General features: G+C 64.8%; 24 protein-coding genes and 1 pseudogene. 11 read left to right on the top strand and 14 right to left on the bottom strand.

From position 1 onward, the window contains the following. Window positions 1-66: 66 nt before the first annotated feature. From OSH05_RS00360 to pgsA, 5 genes are all read right to left on the bottom strand, one after another. Window positions 67-444: a hypothetical protein gene (locus OSH05_RS00360; RefSeq protein WP_133163072.1), complete on the bottom strand. Its 378-nt coding sequence runs from the start codon at window positions 442-444 to the stop codon at window positions 67-69. Between the two features lie 255 nt (window positions 445-699). After that, a complete protein-coding gene (locus OSH05_RS00355; protein WP_104218308.1) occupies window positions 700-1320 on the bottom strand; it encodes a glutathione S-transferase family protein in 621 nt (206 codons plus the stop codon). Between the two features lie 76 nt (window positions 1321-1396). Continuing rightward, on the bottom strand, window positions 1397-1861 hold the full coding sequence (locus OSH05_RS00350) for a molybdenum cofactor biosynthesis protein MoaE (RefSeq protein ID WP_104218307.1): 465 nt from the start codon (window positions 1859-1861) through the stop codon (window positions 1397-1399). Between the two features lie 3 nt (window positions 1862-1864). Next, window positions 1865-2116 (bottom strand): molybdopterin converting factor subunit 1, encoded by a 252-nt coding sequence (gene moaD / locus OSH05_RS00345; RefSeq protein WP_104218306.1) that lies wholly within the window; start codon window positions 2114-2116, stop codon window positions 1865-1867. Then, a complete protein-coding gene (pgsA, locus tag OSH05_RS00340) occupies window positions 2113-2724 on the bottom strand; it encodes a CDP-diacylglycerol--glycerol-3-phosphate 3-phosphatidyltransferase (protein WP_104218305.1) in 612 nt (203 codons plus the stop codon). The genes moaD and pgsA overlap by 4 nt, the downstream gene beginning before the upstream one ends. Before the next feature lie 174 nt (window positions 2725-2898). Between pgsA and OSH05_RS00335 the strand changes: the two genes are divergently transcribed. Further along, complete coding sequence (locus OSH05_RS00335) at window positions 2899-3258, top strand: diacylglycerol kinase (protein ID WP_104218304.1); 360 nt, start codon at window positions 2899-2901, stop codon at window positions 3256-3258. On the opposite strand, the gene OSH05_RS00330 is transcribed toward OSH05_RS00335, so the two are convergent. Beyond that, window positions 3255-3821: an NADPH-dependent FMN reductase gene (locus OSH05_RS00330; protein WP_104218303.1), complete on the bottom strand. Its 567-nt coding sequence runs from the start codon at window positions 3819-3821 to the stop codon at window positions 3255-3257. The genes OSH05_RS00335 and OSH05_RS00330 overlap by 4 nt on opposite strands. A gap of 192 nt (window positions 3822-4013) precedes the next feature. Between OSH05_RS00330 and OSH05_RS00325 the strand changes: the two genes are divergently transcribed. Beyond that, the gene (locus OSH05_RS00325; protein ID WP_104218302.1) at window positions 4014-4274 is read left to right on the top strand and encodes a DUF3297 family protein; all 261 of its coding nucleotides are present in this window, start codon (window positions 4014-4016) and stop codon (window positions 4272-4274) included. Here OSH05_RS00325 and trhO read toward each other — a convergent pair. Continuing rightward, window positions 4235-5017 (bottom strand): oxygen-dependent tRNA uridine(34) hydroxylase TrhO, encoded by a 783-nt coding sequence (gene trhO / locus OSH05_RS00320; RefSeq protein ID WP_104218301.1) that lies wholly within the window; start codon window positions 5015-5017, stop codon window positions 4235-4237. The two genes, OSH05_RS00325 and trhO, sit on opposite strands and share 40 nt — an antisense overlap. Window positions 5018-5176: 159 nt before the next feature. Between trhO and OSH05_RS00315 the strand changes: the two genes are divergently transcribed. From OSH05_RS00315 to OSH05_RS00305, 3 genes are all read left to right on the top strand, one after another. Further along, window positions 5177-6154 carry a Tim44 domain-containing protein gene (locus OSH05_RS00315; protein ID WP_104218300.1) on the top strand — a complete coding sequence of 326 codons (978 nt, stop codon included), beginning with the start codon at window positions 5177-5179 and terminating at the stop codon, window positions 6152-6154. Between the two features lie 90 nt (window positions 6155-6244). Further along, entirely contained in the window at window positions 6245-6514 is a 270-nt protein-coding gene (gene rpsU / locus OSH05_RS00310) for a 30S ribosomal protein S21 (protein ID WP_104218299.1), read from the top strand. 87 nt (window positions 6515-6601) lie between these two features. After that, window positions 6602-6850: a hypothetical protein gene (locus OSH05_RS00305; protein ID WP_133163071.1), complete on the top strand. Its 249-nt coding sequence runs from the start codon at window positions 6602-6604 to the stop codon at window positions 6848-6850. Between the two features lie 181 nt (window positions 6851-7031). On the opposite strand, the gene map is transcribed toward OSH05_RS00305, so the two are convergent. The 3 genes from map to OSH05_RS00290 all read right to left on the bottom strand — a co-directional run bounded on the left by map (window position 7032) and on the right by OSH05_RS00290 (window position 8647). Then, window positions 7032-7829 (bottom strand): type I methionyl aminopeptidase, encoded by a 798-nt coding sequence (map, locus tag OSH05_RS00300; RefSeq protein WP_104218297.1) that lies wholly within the window; start codon window positions 7827-7829, stop codon window positions 7032-7034. Continuing rightward, a complete protein-coding gene (locus OSH05_RS00295) occupies window positions 7826-8038 on the bottom strand; it encodes a ParD-like family protein (RefSeq protein WP_104218296.1) in 213 nt (70 codons plus the stop codon). The genes map and OSH05_RS00295 overlap by 4 nt, the downstream gene beginning before the upstream one ends. A 399-nt stretch (window positions 8039-8437) precedes the next feature. Continuing rightward, window positions 8438-8647 carry a cold-shock protein gene (locus OSH05_RS00290; RefSeq protein ID WP_104218294.1) on the bottom strand — a complete coding sequence of 70 codons (210 nt, stop codon included), beginning with the start codon at window positions 8645-8647 and terminating at the stop codon, window positions 8438-8440. Between the two features lie 353 nt (window positions 8648-9000). Between OSH05_RS00290 and OSH05_RS00285 the strand changes: the two genes are divergently transcribed. Continuing rightward, entirely contained in the window at window positions 9001-9708 is a 708-nt protein-coding gene (locus OSH05_RS00285) for an HAD family hydrolase (protein WP_104218293.1), read from the top strand. A gap of 34 nt (window positions 9709-9742) precedes the next feature. On the opposite strand, the gene OSH05_RS00280 is transcribed toward OSH05_RS00285, so the two are convergent. Beyond that, on the bottom strand, window positions 9743-10840 hold the full coding sequence (locus OSH05_RS00280) for a c-type cytochrome (protein ID WP_104218292.1): 1098 nt from the start codon (window positions 10838-10840) through the stop codon (window positions 9743-9745). A gap of 154 nt (window positions 10841-10994) precedes the next feature. Further along, window positions 10995-12515 carry an ATP-binding protein gene (locus OSH05_RS00275; RefSeq protein WP_104218291.1) on the bottom strand — a complete coding sequence of 507 codons (1521 nt, stop codon included), beginning with the start codon at window positions 12513-12515 and terminating at the stop codon, window positions 10995-10997. A gap of 419 nt (window positions 12516-12934) precedes the next feature. Here OSH05_RS00275 and OSH05_RS00270 point away from each other — a divergent pair, with 419 nt between their 5' ends. Then, a complete protein-coding gene (locus OSH05_RS00270) occupies window positions 12935-13222 on the top strand; it encodes a hypothetical protein (protein ID WP_104218290.1) in 288 nt (95 codons plus the stop codon). Between the two features lie 65 nt (window positions 13223-13287). After that, the gene (locus tag OSH05_RS00265) at window positions 13288-13566 is read left to right on the top strand and encodes a hypothetical protein (protein ID WP_266351997.1); all 279 of its coding nucleotides are present in this window, start codon (window positions 13288-13290) and stop codon (window positions 13564-13566) included. Window positions 13567-13645: 79 nt separating this feature from the next. Here the strand turns inward: OSH05_RS00265 and OSH05_RS00260 are convergent. After that, window positions 13646-13862, bottom strand: a pseudogene (locus tag OSH05_RS00260) (hypothetical protein); the annotation flags it as partial. Between the two features lie 160 nt (window positions 13863-14022). On the opposite strand from OSH05_RS00260, the gene OSH05_RS25155 reads away from it, so the two are divergent. After that, window positions 14023-14409, top strand: a complete 387-nt coding sequence (locus OSH05_RS25155) for an Imm26 family immunity protein (protein WP_104218288.1) — start codon at window positions 14023-14025, stop codon at window positions 14407-14409. A 107-nt stretch (window positions 14410-14516) separates the two neighbouring features. Here the strand turns inward: OSH05_RS25155 and OSH05_RS00255 are convergent, their stop codons facing one another. Further along, window positions 14517-16232 (bottom strand): SH3 domain-containing protein, encoded by a 1716-nt coding sequence (locus tag OSH05_RS00255; RefSeq protein ID WP_104218287.1) that lies wholly within the window; start codon window positions 16230-16232, stop codon window positions 14517-14519. Between the two features lie 610 nt (window positions 16233-16842). Between OSH05_RS00255 and OSH05_RS00250 the strand changes: the two genes are divergently transcribed. Both OSH05_RS00250 and OSH05_RS00245 read left to right on the top strand, forming a co-directional pair. Next, on the top strand, window positions 16843-17256 hold the full coding sequence (locus tag OSH05_RS00250; RefSeq protein ID WP_104218286.1) for a VOC family protein: 414 nt from the start codon (window positions 16843-16845) through the stop codon (window positions 17254-17256). A 75-nt stretch (window positions 17257-17331) separates the two neighbouring features. After that, complete coding sequence (locus OSH05_RS00245) at window positions 17332-18291, top strand: acetamidase/formamidase family protein (RefSeq protein ID WP_104218285.1); 960 nt, start codon at window positions 17332-17334, stop codon at window positions 18289-18291. Window positions 18292-18300 lie beyond the last annotated feature (9 nt).

Below are 18300 nucleotides of genomic sequence, written 5' to 3'. Positions count from 1 at the left end.
CGCGCGGGGCCGGTTCGCCGGCCTCGCGCCTCTCCGGCCCCGCGGCCGGATGTCATTGGCCGGAAATCATTTCCGCCCGGCGTCGCGATAGCTCTCGCGATTGACCCAGCGATCGACCAGCCCGAAGGTCAGATTGCTCAGATCGTTGCCGATGCGCTTGGCCCGGGCATCGACGAGCTTCAGTCGCCGCTTCATCGCCGTCGACATTTTCGGGCGTTCCGGTACTGGCGCCTCGGGCGCAGCCATGCGGCTCGCCTGCTGCGCGCGCGTCTCGGCGCGATATTCCTCATAGGCCGTGCTCAGGAACGCGACGACGACACCGAGCGCGCCCGCCAGGAAGCCGGCGAGAACGGTCCGGAACTGATAATCGTTCAAATCCGGCCGGTCGGCATAGACCAGCCAGTTGAGTATGGCCGAAGCGTAGCTGACAGCGAGGCCCGCCATAAAAGCGAGCCAATAATTTCGCAAAAGCCAGCCAATCGCGACGGCGGCTATCGCTGAAAAAATCATAAGTGAACCCATCAGCCGCCCGCTTAGCCAGCATGGATCATGCCGGCCCCTTCGGCAAGATGCGATGAAGAAGGTTGATGAAAAGTAACCGCCAAGCGCGACATCGGCGCCAATCGGCGCCGATGTCGTTCAAACTCGGAAAGCTGCGCTAGATCAATCGGATCAAGGGCATGCTCCCTGAATGCCTTGTCAGGTGAGCGGAAGGGCCACCGCCTTGCGATAGGCTGGCCTTTCTTTCAGGCGGCCATACCAGGCGCTGAGCGCCGGCAGGTCGGGCCGTTCGATCGGCATCGCGTACCAGGAATGGATGAAGGTGCCGAGGGGGAAATCGCCCATGCCGAGCCGGTCGCCGGAGAGGAAGGGATATTCCGCCAGCGCCGTATCGGCGGCGGCGAGCAGCTTCGCGCACTCCTTCCGCCCCGCCTCGACGGCTACCATGTCGCGCTTACCCTCCGGTGTGCGCACGATATTCCAGAAAACGTCGCGGAACGGGCGCGCGAACGAGCTCGTCGTCCAGTCCATCCAGCGGTCTCCCAGCGCCCGCCGGGCCGGATCGGTGTCATAGAGCGCGCCATCCGAATAGCGGGCGCACAGATAGCGTACGATGGCGTTCGATTCCCACAGCACAAGGCCGTCATCCTCGATCGTCGGAACGAGGCCGTTCGGATTGAGCGCGCGATAGTCGGCGCTGTCGACGATGCCGAAGGCACCGCCCGCGGGGACATGCTCATAGGCGAGGCCGATCTCCTCGGCGCACCAGAGCACCTTTTTGACGTTGTTGGAATTATCGCGTCCCCAGATCCTGAGCACGGCCGGCCTCCTTCGTGATTGGGCCGGCACAGTGTCAGATTCCGCCGAGGATTGCAGCAGGGTAGGGAGGGATGCCTCAGTCGGCGACCCAGCGCGCCTCGGCGTCGTCATCGGCAATTTTCGCGGCGACCCAGCCGAGCGGGGTGCCGTCGCTCGCATGTTCCTTCTTCCAAAAGGGGGCATGCGTCTTCAGGAAATCCATGATGAACTCGGCCGCCTCGAAGGCGGCATGGCGATGGACGGAAGCGGCGACGACGAGCACGATCGTCTCGCCGGGGCGGATCTTGCCGTGGCGGTGGATCACCGTGAGCGCCGTGACGTCCCAACGCTCCGCCGCCTGTCGCGCGATCCGTCCGACCTCGCGCTCGGCCATGCCGGGATAATGCTCCAGCTCCAGCGCATCGAGCCGCCCGGCCTCGTCGCGGCACAGGCCCGTGAACGAGACAACGGCGCCGATATCGGTCCGCCCCCGATGGATCGCCTCGATCTCGCCGGCAATGTCCAGCGGCTCGGCAGTAATCGCGGTGCGGATCGTGGCCATGGCCTATCCTCCGGTCATCGGCGGGAACAGCGCCACCTCGCGCACACCAGCGATTGGAGCATCATGCTCTGCGTGGTCGTGGTCGAGCGCGACGCGGATGGCGTTCGGTTCGGCCAGCGCCCGCTCATAGTCTTCGCCCCGCCCGCGCAGCCAGGAGATCAGGTCGCCCACGGTCTCGACCGCGGCCGGCGGCTCCAGCGTTTCCTCCGCGGCGCCGATGCGCTCGCGGACCCAGGCGAAATAGCGAAGCTTCACGGCTTCTCCTCAAGGATGTGTCCGAGGCCGGCGCGGAAATAATCATAGCCGGTGTAGAGCGTCACCAGCGCCGCGATCCAGAGCAGGACCAGCCCGATCCATGTCGTATAGGGGAAATGGACATCGCCGGCCGGTCCGGCAAGGAGGAAGCCAAGCGCGATCATCTGCAACGCCGTCTTCCACTTGGCAAGCCTTGTCACCGGCACGCTGACGCGGAGTTCGGCAAGATATTCCCGGAGGCCCGAGACGAGGATTTCGCGCGAGAGGATGATGAGCGCAGCCCAGATCGAATAATTGTCGATCGTGCGCTCGAAGACGAGGGCGAGGATGCAGGCCGAGACCAGCAGCTTGTCGGCAATTGGATCGAGCATGCGTCCAAGCGAGGATTGCTGCTTCCAGATGCGCGCCAGATAGCCGTCGAAATAGTCGGTTATGCTGGCAAGAACGAAGAGCGCGAGCGCGATCCAGCGCCAGGCATCCTGCCCGCCGACAACGCAGAACACGACCAGCGGCACCGCGACGATGCGGGCATAGGTCAGAATGTTGGGCAGGGACAGCAGCAGCGAGCGCTGCGGTCGTCTGGCTTCAAATCCGCCAAGCTGGCTCATCACGTCTCCCGGAGCATGTCGCTCCTGATATCGTATCGCCGTCGCCAGCCACAAGGAAATGCGAACTGGCGCCGATTGGTTAAGGCCCGAATCGCTGGAAGGCTGACATAGAGATCACATCTTACTCGTCTAGGGCATGACGGAATCGTCAGCCGTCTCAACGCCGGAGAACCGATGCGCGCTTGGATCGACCATTTTCGGCAGGCCTACGGCTGTGCGCTCTCAGGCCTTCAAATTCTCGTTTCAAGCGAAGTCGCTGCCCGCATGGAACTCGCGGGAGCGGTGGCCGGGCTGGTCTGGATCGCCTGGCTCGGACGGTCGTGGCAGGAAATCGGCGGTTTTGTGATCCTCTGCCTGTTGACGCTGGCTGTCGAGGCTTTGAACACCGCCATCGAGGCGATTGTCGACGAAGTCTCGCCGCAGCGCTCGGAATTCGCCGGCCGCGCCAAGGATCTTGGCTCGGCCGCCGTCTTTCTCATGCTCGCAGCGTGCGGCCTTTATCTCGTTGGCCTCACGGTCGCGAGCTATCTCTAGCCGCGGGTCGGCTTCAAGGCCGTCGCCCAGACGGCGAGCTCGTCAAGCATCGACTTGGCGCTGGTCAGGATCAACTCGTTCGGCTGGAACACCTTTTCGGCATCGATCAGCGAGGCGAACATCGGTATGGCGACGCCCTGCGGTACGGGCATCATGTTGAGCGTGGTCAGCACCATCTTCAGCGACTGCGCGGCGCGCAGCCCGGCCGAGACGCCGCCATAGCTGACGAGGCCGGCCGGCTTGCGGCCCCATTCGGAATAGACGAAGTCGAGCGCGTTCACGAGCGCCGGCGGCGCGAAGTAGTTATATTCCGGCGTGACGAAGGCATAGGCATCAGCCGAGGCAACGGAGGCGCTCCAGGCCTTGGTGTGCGCATGCTCGTAATGCTGGAGGCGCGGGTGTTTAGGCTCGTCATAGACCGGCAGGTTGAAGTCGGCCAGATCGACGAGCTTCGGCTCGAATGCGCCATGTTCGCGGGCATAGCCCTCGAACCATTTGGCGATCGAGGGACCGTGCCGGCCCGGCCGTGTGCTGCCGATGATGACGTTGAGGGTGAGCGCCATGAATATGACTTTCCAAAGGGTACCAAATGGTAACTCCTAGCTAGTCGGCCTGACCGCCAAGAGCAATCGCGGCAACGCGCAATCCTGCTGAACAGTCTGTCGCAGGAGCAGGTAGCGGAGGCTGCGGGTTGGCATGGCCGCGTGGTGCCGCTATGAGGGACGCCGCCCCAGCGGCCTCCAAGAGGATATGCAATGAGCACCGAACTTCCCGATCGCCTGTCGAGCGATCCGCGCAGCCCCTTTTACAATGCCGAATTGCTCGAACGCGGCGTCGGCATCCGCTTCAAGGGCGTCGAGAAGACCAATGTCGAGGAATATTGCGTCAGCGAGGGCTGGGTGCGCGTTGCCGCCGGCAAGGCGCGCGACCGCTTCGGCAATCCGCTGACCATCAAGCTGACGGGAACGGTCGAGGCCTATCTGCGCGAAGAGCCGGAAGCACCAGAGGCCGTCTGATCCTTGGCCGGCGGCCGGCGCTCCTCCAGACCATGACCGAGGGCGATGCGCTCGTCGAAGACAAAGCAGTCGCCGTGCCACCGACTGGACTCGGCCGGAACCGTCTCCAGATAGCGCAATATGCCGCCTTTAAGGTGGTAGACCTCGTCAAAGCCTTCGGCTTTCAGATAGGCGCTGGCCTTTTCGCAGCGTATCCCGCCAGTGCAGAACATGGCGATGCGCCGGTCGCGGACCGGATCAAGCTTACGGCGTACGAACTCCGGAAAATCCGCGAAGGAGCGCGTTTCCGGGTCGAGCGCTCTGTCGAAGCTGCCCATCTCGAATTCGAAATGGTTGCGGGTGTCGACCACCAGCACATCCGGATCGGCGATCAGCGCGTTCCAGTCCGCCGGCTCGACATAGGTGCCGACGATCCGGGTCGGGTCGATTTCTGGCAGGCCGAGCGCCACGATCTCGGCCTTCAGCTTCACCTTGAGACGGCGGAACGGCATCTCGGCCGCGCGCGAGAATTTAAGCTCCATCGAGCCGAGCCGTCCGCCGAACAGCGGGCCGCCGCGCAACGCCGTGACAAGGGCGTCGATGGCTTCATCCGTGCCGGCAACTGTGCCGTTGATGCCCTCGCTCGCCAGCAGCAGCGTCCCGCGGATCTCGAGCGAGGTGCAAAGCTCGAGCAAGGGCTCGCGCAGCGCCTCGAAATCGGGCAGGGCGGCAAACTGATAGAGGGCGGCGACGCAGAGGCTCATCGGCGAATGACTACGGCACGGAGGAACATTTCGGGGCTATTAGCATGGCGTTGGGGCCGATCAAACCGCCCGATTTCGCTTCCACCCCTTCGAATCCGGGTCGACGATCCCCATATGACGAGCGTCCGCCCGCAAACGGGCCCACATCGAGGGAGACCCATGAGCCGCCTGAAACGCTTCACCGCACCGCTTGCCATCCTCGCCATCGCGTTGATCGCGAGCCTTTCGGTCGTCGACAGCGCGGATGCGCGGCGCGGCGGCAGCTTCGGCAGCCGTGGCGCACGGACCTTCCAGGCGCCGGCCGCGACCCCCACGGCACCCGCGTCGACGAGCCCGATCCAGCGCTCGATGACGCAGCCGAGTGCGGCTGCCCCTGCGCCGGGCGTCGCGCCGCAGCGTGGCGGTTTCTTCGGCGGGTTCGGCGGATCGCTGCTCGGCGGCCTCGCGCTCGGCGGCCTCATCGGCATGCTGATGGGCAATGGCTTTGGCGGTCTGGCCGGCGGCCTCGGCTTCATCCTTCAGATCGCTCTGATCGGCTTTGGCCTCATGCTGCTGATGCGCTTTCTGGCCTCGCGTCGGCAGCCGACCGCTGCCGGCGGCGCTCCCCTGCCGCAGGAGCCCGTGACGAAGCAGGCTTTCGGCGGCCTTGGCGGCTTCGGTCTTGGCAACAGCGGTCTCGGCGGTTCATCCGCGGCACCGGCTCGGCCGGCCAATGCGCGAAATGCAAACGATGAGGTTGGCATTCTCGATTCCGACCTCGACGTTTTCGAGCGTCGTCTTGCCGAGGTGCAGGCGGCCTTCGCCAAGGAAGATTATGCCGCGCTGCGGGCCGTGACGACGCCGGAAATGATGTCCTACCTGTCCGAGGAGCTCGGCCAGAACGCCACGAATGGCCTTCGTAACGACGTCACGGACGTGAAATTGCTCAAAGGCGACCTCGCAGAAGCGTGGCGTGAAGGCAATATCGACTACGCAACTGTTGCAATGTGCTATGAGAGCTGCGACGTCATGCGGAATCGCACGACTGGCGAGATCGTTTCCGGCGAGCCTGGACGGGCGAGCGAGACGACGGAAGTCTGGACCTTCACGAGAAGATCCGGTGAAGAATGGAAGCTCTCCGCCATCCAGGAGGTTTGAGCTTCGCTTTTTTATGGGCGCGCTTTGGCGCTCACAGACTGATGGAGCCCGGAAAAATGGATCCCGGGCCGGAAAGGACAAGGCAAGGTTTTGCAGGTACTCGTTCGCGACAATAACGTCGATCAGGCCCTCCGGGTGCTGAAGAAGAAGATGCAGCGCGAAGGCATCTTCCGTGAAATCAAGATGCGCAGCGCCTATGAGAAGCCCTCGGAGAAGCGCGTCCGGGAGAAGGCTGAAGCAATTCGCCGTGCCCGCAAGCTCGCCCGCAAGCAGGCGATCCGCGAAGGGCTGATTGCCGGCCCGAAGCCGAAGCCGCGTCCCGAAGGTGGCCCCGGCGCCGCCCGCCGCAGCGGCCCTTGATTGCCAGCCGACGGCCGGGCCAGCAGGTCCGGCCGAACCGCGCCGTCACACCCTCGGGAGTCGTGACGGCGGCGCGAAAGGAACGACATGGCTAGCTCCATGACGAGAGAGCAGGCGGACGCGAAGTTCGAGAAGACGCAGCGCGCCGCCCGCGAAGCAGCGAAAGCCGCATCGGATTACGAAGCCGAGAACCGCGCCATGCGCGATCGCACGGCGAAGCTGCGCGAACTGCGCATGGCCCGCGATGTTGCCGAGGAATCGGCCGCTGCTGAAAAGAAGGCTGCCGCCAAGGCAGCACCCAAGCCGGCCCGCAAGCGCGTCGCCGCCAAGGCTTGAGAAAGCCTTACGAAGCCAGATCGAAGCGCTCGACGTCCAGCGCCTGGTAAACGGCAAACCGGCCCGCCTTGGGGCGGTGCGGTGGACCCGGTTGAGCGAAGTCCCATAATGTCTTGCCGTCGAGCCGTCCGAGCAACGGATCGCTGCGGCTGTTTTGTTGCGGGTCCGCGATTCCGTTGGGTCAACCGGTCGCCGCAGCGTGCCGTCTTGGGGTTCGTGAGCCAGATTCGCCAGGACGCAGCGTCAGCACCGACACGCCGGATGCCGTGACGGCCACGGTGTGCTCGAACTGGGCCGAAAGCGACCCGTCCGCGGTTACGACCGTCCAACCGTCGGCCTCGGTTTTCACGCTCCGCCGGCCCCGATTGAGCATCGGCTCGATCGTGAAGACCATGCCCTCGCGGAGCGTCAGTCCCGTCCCCGGCTTACCGAAATGCAGGATCTGCGGCTCCTCATGCATTTCCCGGCCGATGCCGTGACCGCAATATTCATGCACCACCGAATACCCATTTCTCTTGGCATACCGTTCGATCGCCCAGCCGATGTCGCCGAGCCGCGCGCCGGGGCGAACCGCCCGGATGCCCATCCACATGGCGTCGTAAGCGGTATCGACTAACCTCCTGGCAGCCGGATTGACCTCGCCAACGAGGTAGGTCTTGCTGGAATCCGCGATATAGCCGTTCTTCTCGAGCGTGATGTCGAAATTGACGATATCGCCGTCCCGCAGCACGTCCGACGCGGAAGGGACGCCGTGGCAGACCACATCGTTCACCGACGAATTCAACACAAAGCCATAGCCATACTGGCCCTTGCTCGCGGGTCGGGCCTGGAGATCCTGGACGATGAATCGCTCGACCATTTCATCGACTTGAAGCGTCGACAGGCCGGCAAGCGGCGTTCGATCCAGCAGGGAGAATACGGATGCCAGGAGCCGTCCGGATTCGGCCAGCAACGCCAGTTCCCGAGGCTGCTTGGTCATGCTTCGCTCAAAGCCAGCGATGGGGCCGAAACGCCTGCGGCGCGTAGCTCGCGCTCGATGATCGCCGTGAAGCCGAGCGTTGGATTGGCCTCGCACAGCATGCCGATCTTGATCCAGTAGGCAGCCTGCGCATTGATCGAACGACAGGATACCTTGCTGGCTCGGCGTAGCTGATCGTGCAGATCATCCTCTATGCTCACAATGCCCATGAGGATCTCCCTATATGATTCGTATATGGATCATATATGGAGACCACAGGCGAGGAAACCAAGGGGAACCTCGGCGAGGGCCCCTATTCGACAGCGCCGCCAGCATGGGGGCCGAGAAAGGGTGAGTCGTCCAAGCGCCCGATTGCCGAGATCGGTGTGCTGAATGCGGGGCCACCCGATCACCCGTCGTCACAGTCCCTGCGAGACGACCCAGGTCTCGGGCCAGCGCCAGGCTACTGCGAAGCCAGATCCGATTCTCTGGCCCGAGGCTGCGCGCGATACGGGCGAGGGGACGTTCGGTCCGACGCCGGTTGCGCTAGCGATGAAAACAGCAAGCAATAAAAAAGGGCGCCTGAAGGCGCCCTTTCGATTCCGAATCGACCTTTCGGCCGAGGCCAATTAGGCCGCGCGGATGTTGACCGCGTTCGGCTTGCCCTTCTTCGGGTCCATCTTGCTCTCGAACGAGACCTTCTGGCCTTCGCGGAGCGAGCTCATGCCCGAACGCTCGACTTCCGAGATGTGAACGAAGACGTCAGCGCCGCCGCCCTCGACCTCGATGAAGCCAAAGCCCTTGTCGTTGTTGAAGAACTTAACCGTACCGTTTGCCATGACTGGCTCCTATCACGCCGAAGCGCATATCGGCCGTGCGACCTCGCACGGCTCCCATCCGAATTCAGCGATGTCCCGTGAGTTGCCAATTATGGCAGAATTCATGGCGATGCCTGTGTCGAACATATGTCTATATAGCTGCTTCGCGCGGCGGGATCAATCAAGCCGGCATGAAAATCAGCATAGGGTTCCACAAGACAGTGGATCGATCGTCTGTCCCCGCGGCGATCATGGCGCGGGGAAGGGGACGTTTAAGCCGATCTTGCCGCAGCCGCCGCACTGCGTTGGCCGTTTCCCCACGCTTCGAAACACCCTAAGAAAGGGCGACGCACTCTATGGAACGAGCCTGGACCATGGCGAAGCTCTCTGCGATCGGCTTCGACGCCGACGACACGCTCTGGCAGAACGAGCAGTTCTATCGCCTGACCGAGACGCGCTTTCTGGATCTGCTCTCAGAACACGGCGAGAAGAAGGTGCTGGCCGACCGCCTTCTGGATGCGGAGCGACGCAACCTCGCCTTCTACGGCTTCGGCATCAAGGGCTTCACGCTTTCGATGATCGAGACGGCGATCGAGGTCACCGAGGGGCGGGTCGGTACCGATGTGATCGCCAAGATCCTCGACGCCGGCCGCGAACTGCTTGTCCATCCGGTCGAGACGCTGCCCTTTGCGCGCGACGCGCTGGAGCGGCTCGCCGGGACCTACCGCATCATCCTGATCACCAAGGGCGACCTTTTCGACCAGGAGCGCAAGCTCGCCCAATCCGGCCTTGGCGATCTGTTCGATGCGGTCGAGGTCGTGAGCGACAAGGCGCGCGTCACCTATGAGCGGATCTTCACGCGCCACGCCGATGGACCCGAGCACGCGATGATGGTCGGCAACTCGCTGAAATCCGACATCGTCCCGGCAATCGACGCGGGCGGATGGGGCGTCTATGTCCCCCATGAATTGACCTGGAGCTTCGAACACGCCGAACTCCCGGCTGCCGCGCCGCGCTTCCGCCAGATCGCTGATCTCGGCGAACTACCGCGCCTGATTGAGGAGATCGCGGGGCAGGCATAGGCCCGTCCCGCTTTTCCGACGAATCGCAGCGCCGCTAGGGCGCCGCCGGCGAAGCTTTTGCGGCGGCTTCGGCCTTTTCCATCGCCATCAGCTTGTCCCGGATCGGCTGGAACGGCCCGTATTTGTGCTGAAGCTCCGGAAAGCCGTCCGCATAGGGGCCGTAGGCGGCATCCACCGGCTTTTGCAGGCGGTTTGGAAAGTCCTTGTCGAGGCCCGCCAGTTGCGGCCGGGCCATCGATTCGAGATAGGCCGCGACATCCCAGGCCTGTTCGCTCGTCAGCGTAGGCTGCTCGTAGGTCGCACCGTTCGGCATGTTGGCATAGATGAAGTTCGCCGCATCGGTGAGCCGCGCCATGCCGGCGCCGTCATTGAAGCTGTCCGGTCCCCAGAGCGGCGGGAATTCGTAGCCCTGGCCGTCGCCGACGCTGCCGACGCGCCGCCCGAGACCGTTTGCGCCATGGCAGGCGGCGCAACTCGCCGCGAAGACCTTGGCTCCGGCCGCCGGGTCGGCGGCGCGAGTCAGCTCGGGAAGGCTGCCGGCGCCGCGCCCAAGCGTTGGCTCGCCGATCGGGCGGCCCTGCGAGAGAAACTTGAAATAGGAAATGAAGGCGACCATCGCCTCTGAATCGACGGGAAGCGGCTTGCCGTTCAGGCTGCGCGTCATGCAACTGTTGACGCGGTCCTCCATCGTCGCGACCGCGCCGTGGCGGGCACTATATTCGGGATAAGAGGCGAAGACGCCGATGAAGGGCAGCCCGAACTTCTTGGTGCCCGCCTTCAGATGGCAGTTCTGACAGGTAAGATTGCTGCCGGCAAAGCGCATCGTCGGATCGGTCGCCTCCGGCCCGAGCAGCGACGGCGTGCGCACCGTTTGGTCTCGGCCCTTGCGAACCATGCGGCCCCAGGCGTCATCGGGCAGCTTGTCGATGTCGGGAACGAACCAGCCGCCCGCGCTGTCATCGGCAAGGGCGGGGTCCTTGTGAGCGGCTGTTCGGGGCTGCATGCCGGTCACCTTGGCAACCAACCTGTCGATGGGCGCCAGACCCTCGTCACCGAGATAGGCCAGCCCTCCCACGAACACGATCACGGCTCCCGCGCCGAACGCCATTGCGGCCAAAGTCCGCCACTTCATCGCGCGATCCCCCTTCGCGTTTCGCCCCGGTGCCAAGGCCGGCGGTCGTAGTGGTCCTACCGCTAGCCTGCAATGCACCGTGGACGAGCGTTCATATCACGCGTCGCGCCGCTCCGGCAGGCAGTCGACCAATGGAATCGGTAGCCTCGCCAGACTACTCGGCCGCGTCCGGAACCGGCGCGAAGGTGGAAGGACCGCGTGGATCGGCGGCGGCCGTCTCGACGCCGAGATCGGGCAGATTGGCAGCCCGGTTGCCGCGAATGTCGGTACGCAGCACGACGTGGCCGCTCTTTTCGAGATGATTGACGCGGCTCCGCGCCCGGCCGGCCGAATGGGTGCCGGCGCGGTGGGCGAGTTCGAGATCCGAAGGGCAGGGCCCGCCGGCCAGAGCCGCCGCGGCGAAGGCGAGATAGACGAGCTGCTGCTCTTCCGGCAAGTCGCGGGCGATGCGCTCCGCCGTCTCCCAGCGCTCGATATCCGGCTCGCCGCGACCGATGCGGGCGCGCGCCGTCGCCTGCAGGAAGCGGAATTCGGCCAGCGAAAGCGGCGCGCCGCCGATCCGCTCGATCCGGCAGCGGACGAGGAAATCCTGATAGAGCACCGCCTCGGAGCGAAACAGCGCCTCGCCTTCCGCCAGCATGGTGGCGACGATGGCGCGGAAGGCGGCTGCGCGCTCTTCCGGCGGCAAGCCCGGCGCCGCCGCCTCGTCTTCGGCTGCCGATACGGCGCGCTCGCGCACCAGCCGTTCGAGAATCTCATTCGTCGTCGGTTGCGGCGCGGCGCTCGGCCGTCGCTCGGCGAGGGGGCGTTGCGCCTCGACCGGCACCGGCGCCAGCACCATCTCGCGGGTCTCGTCGGTTCCCTGCTCGGGCAGGGGCATCAGCTTCGGCGTGCCGGCGCGCGGCTGCGTCTCGACCGTGCCGACGGCGATCGGCAAAGGCCGCCGCGACAGCGCCGGACCGAGGGCGACGAAATGGCCGCGCGCAAGCTCCCGGAACGTCTCGGCCTGCCGGCGCTCCAATCCGAGCAGATCGGCGGCGCGCACCATATCGATGTCGAGAAAAGTGCGGCCCATGAGGAAGTTGGAGGCTTCCGCCGCGACGTTCTTGGCGAGCTTGGCGAGACGCTGCGTCGCGATGATGCCGGCGAGCCCGCGCTTGCGGCCGCGGCACATCAGGTTCGTCATCGCGCCGAGCGAAAGCTTGCGCGCTTCCTCCGATACCTCGCCGGCGACGGCCGGGGCGAAAAGCTGCGCCTCGTCGACGACGACGAGGGCGGGAAACCAGAAATCGCGCTCGCACTCGAACAGCGCGTTCAGGAAGGTGCCCGCCGCGCGCATCTGCATCTCGGCGTCGAGGCTTTCGAGATTGAGCACGGCCGAGACGCGGTGCTGGCGCACGCGCCGGGCGATCGCGTCGAGATCGGCGAGCCCGCGCTCGGCATCGAGCACGACATGGCCAAACTTCTCGGACAGGCTGGCGAAATCACCCTCGGGATCGATCACCACCTGCTGCACGTAAGGCGCGCTCTGTTCCAGGATGCGGCGCAGCAGATGCGACTTTCCCGAGCCGGAATTGCCCTGGACGAGCAGGCGCGTCGCCAGCAATTCCTCGACATCCATCATCGCCGGCCCGCCGCCGGGCACGCTGGAATTCTGGCCGAGTTCGATCTGCATGCGTCGCCTTATCTCCCGCGCGAGACGGGTGACGTTTCCTAGCACGATCGCGCCAGTGAGCCGGACCATCGAAGCGCGCTCGTCCACAGGAACGGCGCCGCACCGCGGATTATGCCGCAGGCGGTGGCGGTTCGGCGACAGTTCCGGCGGCTATGGCGCGGACCGCGGATCGGATCGATCGGTGCCTCGCTTTGATCCCGGCGCGCCGCGGTGCCAGGGGCGAGAAGCTGTGGGAAGATGAGCGAGGACAGTGTAACCGGGGATGGAAGTTTTTGACCGTATCTTATTCTTGAGATTTCGGTATCCAATCCTGCAAATTGAAGCAATAACTTCACGCCGCTTCAAGGAAAGCTGGGCTATATCTCGCTATGCAGGCCCCGCCAGCCGGTGCGGGCGGCGTGCCAAAGAGGAAAACACACATGAATCAAGCGCGAACCGCGAACTGGAAGATATGTCTCGCCTTCGCGGGCCTCGGCCTGATCGCAATTCCAGAGACCGCCTCGGCGGTGGTCTATTGCAAGACGGTCGGCGTCCCGAAGGGCTGCGTCGCGCGGCCGACGGGCGCCGTGCGCTACTGCACCCGTCCGGGATACCCCGCAGGCTGCGTTGCGGGCGCCGGGGCGCCTGGCGTCGGTGTCGGCGCGCCTGGGGTCGGCGTCCAGCCGGCGAATCGCGGCGGCCCGGTCAATCGCGTCGGCGTCCGCTGATACGCTCCAACCAGATAGCGGCTGCTGCAACAGACGGCGGCCGAAGGATTGAGAAGGAAATGAAAATGAAGAAGACCTTGATCGCAGCGGCCGGTGTGCTGCTCTGTGCCTTTGCAGGCCCCGCCTTGGCCGACGCGGCGGGCGCGGCCACCTGCGCCGCCGGTCTCAGCGCCGACGCCAAGACGATCTATGACGCAACCGCGCCGAACGTGACGGCCGGTGCCGATCTCCGCGCCCTGATCACAACCCAGACGAAGAGCCTCGTCATGAACGGCACGATCGGCCGCGGCGGCGCCAAGGCGGCCGCCGAGGCCGCTGGCGCCTGCCTCGCCATGCTGCCCTGATCGGCAGGCTATTTTCATGAGAAGGCCCGGCGGAGCGATCCGCCGGGCTTTTTTGTTGTCTCGCCACCGTGCGGTCGAAGCGGAACAGCTCCTTCCGCATCGCCTCCAGCCCCTGACCGTCCGACGCATGGCGATCGACGCGGCCGATCGTCTCGACCAGCCTCTCCAGCGCCCCGAGCTCCTTCAGCGTCAGGAGGCGGATTGTCCTCGATCAACTTCGCCGTGTTGAGCAGCCAATGCGCGGCGGCCGTCTCCTCCTGGCGGCGGATCCGGTTCGCCTTGGCGACATTCAGGGCACGCGCTTCGTGCCAGAGCAGACCTTGCCAAGTGCGTATCTGAACTTCCGGTATCAGGCCGTGAGCGGACTGTCCGGTTCCCGGCGCCAAGGCCCAATTCGCTGCCGTCAACGAACGAGGACCTGGGCGACCGCTTCCGAACCCATAGCGGACGTTGCCAATGCCTATGCGAACTGGGATTGTTCCTCGTTGGAAGAGCAGAAACCACGTGGCCAAGCAGTACAAGGACGGCGACCTATTTTCGGTTGAGCTGTCTGACGGATCGTTTGCATTAGGCCAAGTGATATCGGTGGGTCCCTTCGCTCTTGGTAGCGTCGCAATCGGCCCATTCAACTCGCGCGCTGAGGAGCCTTGGACGCAATCTACGTTGAAGGCGGCACCTATGAGGTCGCCCGTGGCGGCCCAACTCGCCTTGCCAAAGCCGTTGAACAAGCGAGTTTGGCCAATCGTGGGAAGCGACCAGCTACCCCAAAATTGGCAGCGCACCATCGGCTTGGATGATTTGATCGAAGCTGATTACGTTGGCGCACGTGTTCTGGACAGATAAACCATCCAACTCTTCATAGAGGCGCTACACGATCTATTTTTGTGGAATGGCGCTTAACGGGCAGATTTCTTTGACGGTCTTCTCGTTTTTCCCGGGGCTCGGGTGGATCAGTACGCCGGGCGCAGGCGAAGCCGGCGGCGGTTCACCCAGCCCCGCATCGGCTGGTCGCTATGATAGTCGAACGCCTCGACCTGCACCCATTCGCCGCGTGCGTCGACGACGCGCAGGACCTGGTCAGGGTAGAGCGTGCGCAAGACTAACCCGTGCGCTTGGGGCTCGGCCCGCAGCGGGGTGCTCTGGTGGACGTAGCGGGTCCGATCGTGGACTTTCTCGTCGCCGCGCATCGTCGCCTCGATGTCATGGCGCATCGCGTGGGTCTCGTCGGTGAGGGCCTTGACGTCGGCGTGGGTCGGCCCAGCCTCGGCGACGGCGAGGCTGCGCTGGCCGATTACCACGGCCTCATAGGTGAGGAACGTGGTGAGGACCACCAGGACGAAGTTCAGAACGCCGATCAGCCCGAGTTGGCGGATGACGTCCTTCTCGTTCCTGATTGCCGCGAGGAGCCAGCCTCCGACCCGCCGCAGGAAGCTGATGGCTTCGGCTTCGGTCAGCGCACCGGCGTCGACGATGGCGGTGCTGGTCAGAGCTTCGGCGAAGGCCGGCGCCTCGGGGGCGTACTCGTCGTAATGGTGCAGGACGTCGGCCACAAGGCCTTTGGCGACGGCACCTTGTTGGCCAAGCGCCGCCGCCATCTGAAACCCGGGCGGGAACAACGATGAGCGGTTCAGCTGGTCGAGGATCGCCGTGTTGGCGCTCAGCGCCGTGATCGCCGCCAAGGTCGCGGCCGGCAGGCGCAGGCTGTACTCGCGGCTGATCATCCGGGCGAAGGCCGACTGCTCGATGAGCGGCGTGATCGCCAGCGACTTCGCCAGGTTGTAGGTCGGCATGGCGGCGGCGAGAGCCTTCGCCGTGCTCGAGGCCTGGGTCGCCAAGCCGATCTGGCGGGCGAAGTCGCTGCCGAGATTGGGGTAGAGCTGCAGGCCCTTGAGGATTTCCGTCGAGGGCGTCGTCAGGCGGGCCATGTCCAGGATCCGCGAGCGCTCCTCGTTGAGCTGGGAGACGATCTTGGAAATCGGCGACTGCGCGAGGCGGGTGATGTGCTCGGCCATGAGGCCCGACGGCCGCAAAGCTTCAGTCATCGCCTTGTAGGTCGGGGAATTGATCGTCTGCAGCGCCGTCCGCAGCGCGGGCGATGGCTGGAAGAGCGTCGCCGTGCGCCGCTGCTCGTCAAGCACCGTGGTCAAGTGGGCGAGCGCGCCCGTCCGCTGCGCGAGCTCGCCAACGCTGAGGCCGATGCGGCTCATCATCAGCGTGTTGAAGTCGTCGCGATCCTGGCGCCACGCCGTCAGGATACGCAGCAGGCGCTCGGTGCCGCCTTCTCCCTCGCGGGGCGACAGGTCGTAGGCCTCGTCCTCCCGCCGTTTGCGCGCCTTGCGCGCCGACCCTTCGCCTTCCGAAATATATCTGGGGCGGAAGCCTTGGCCCGTCGCGGCAACGAACGCGGTCGAGATCGTGTCGAGGTCGTGCGGTTCAAGTTCGGCCGCGCGTGTTTCGCCGAATACGTCGGCGTCCTGGGCCGGGCGGGTCTGGTGGGCGACGAGGTCCCGCGCTAGGGCCTGACCGTCTGGCCAGCGGCCGGCTTTCAGCCCGTCGCGGACCCAGTCGGCGAAGGTTCCTCCAAAGGCTTCGACCCAAACCACCCCCAGCGGCGAGGCGTCGAACGAGACCCAGGCATGGTGGGCGAAGTCGGCGAGATCGATCATGCAATCAATATACCGTCACCGAGCCGCTTTTGGGGGCGGTGGAGACAAAAAAGCGGCACCTACTCCTGTGAGGGACCGGTCACTGTCGACCCGGCCTAAGCGTCCGGTTCCCACCCCGAAGCGGCCATTCGCAACGGCGTTCCGAGAGGGCCGCTTTGGGCGGTTGCCGACGTCAGTGCTGAGCCTTGTTCCGTGGTGGTGGCGACTTGATGCACCCGACCAGACTCGAACCGGCGCGCTTCCGCTTCATGGGCGGATGCTCTCACCCCTGTGCTACGGACACGCCGGGCCGGTCTGGAACACGAAACCGCAGGGCGGCCCGCGCCCGGGAGGTCTCGAAGAGCTGCCGAGACGCCGATCAGCAGGCGGGCATTTGGGCGGCGGCCCGGGCGCCGGCAAGGCACAAAGGCAACGACGCGCAACGCAGGATAGCTCGTTGTCGATATGCAACAAAAAGGCGAGCCGTGCGGTACGGAACGTTCACGCCGCCACGCGATTGCAGGGGTGAAAGGTCGGGCGAAAAATTGGCTGCTATTCGTCGATTCTGCCCTGCCTCGTTCGTCGTAAGATAGATGGCCAAGCCGACCGAACGAACCCGGAGGAGAAGCCGATGCCCAAGATGATCTTTGTGAACCTGCCCGTCCATGATCTCGCCGTCGCGACGCGCTTTTATGAAGCAATCGGCTTCAGCAAGAACCCGCAGTTCAGCGACGCGAATGCCAGTTGCTTGGTCTGGTCGGAGGAAATCTTCTTCATGCTGCTGACGCGGGAGTTCTATTCCACCTTTACGCAGAAGCCGATCGCCGACGCCCATGCGGCAAGCGGCCATCTGATCGCGCTCGCCTTCGACGGACGCGAGGCCGTGGACGACGTCGTTGTCCGCGCCGCCGCCGCCGGCGGTGTGGCCGATGTCCGTCCGCCAAACGATATGGGCTTCATGTATCAGCGCACCTTCGAGGATCCGGACGGCAACATGTTCGAGCCGTTCTGGATGGATCCGGCAGCGGTCGCCGCCGGGGATTGAGCGCGTCGCGATGGCGGCCGGGGTCCCGAACTTGCATGATGGCAGCCCCATGCCACGCAGCGACAGGACCCCGCCGTGACCGATCATCGCCTCGCCGCCACCCCCGACACCGTCCTGTGGGGCCGCTTCGCCGCCGCAACGAAGCCAGTTCTCACCGTTCAGTCCGGTGACCGCGTCGTGATCGAGACATTGACGGGGCCGCCGGGATTGCTTCCGCCGGAAGGGCAGGGGATGCATGTGTCGCCAGCCCTGCTCGAAATCCATGCAGCGAACCTGCCGATGCGCTTCGGCCATCTCCTCACCGGCCCCGTCGCGATCGAAGGGGCCGAGCCGGGCGACATGCTCGAGGTCCGGATCGAAAAGGTAGAACTCGGCGCCGATTGGGGCTTCAACGCGCTGGTGCCGTTCGAGGGCACGCTGCCGGAGGATTTCATCCTGCCGGCGCTCGATCTGATCCATATCCCGATCGACCGCGAGCGGAAGACCTGCCGGCTGCCCTTCGGCCCGGAGCTGGCGCTTGCGCCGTTCTTCGGCGTCATGGGCGTCGCGCCGCCACCCAACTATGGTGAATTGTCGTCGCGCGAACCGCGCCTCCATGGCGGCAATCTCGACAACAAGGATCTCGGCGCCGGCTCGACGTTGTTCCTGCCCGTTTGGAGCGAGGGCGCGAACTTTCTCTGCGGCGACGGCCACGGCGTGCAGGGCCATGGCGAGGTCTGCATCACGGCGCTCGAAACGGCGCTCACCGGCACCTTCACCTTCATCCTGCACAAGAAGCCCGGCGCAGAACCGCTCCTTCGCCTACCGCGCGGCGAAACGCCGACGCACTACATGACGATGGGTTTCTCCTCCGACCTCGACGAGGCGATGCGCATCGCGCTGCGCGAAATGATCGCCTTCATCACCTCCCGAACCGACATGACCCCCGCCGACGCCTACCGCCTCTGTTCTCTGGCCGCCGATTTCCACGTCACGCAGACGGTGAACGGCGAAAAGGGCGTGCATGGCCTGTTGGGGAAGGGGGTGCTGGGGTAGGGGAATTGA

The organism is Kaistia algarum (assembly GCF_026343945.1).
Lineage (GTDB): Bacteria > Pseudomonadota > Alphaproteobacteria > Rhizobiales > Kaistiaceae > Kaistia > Kaistia algarum.
This window is presented reverse-complemented; position numbering and strand designations above follow the sequence as displayed.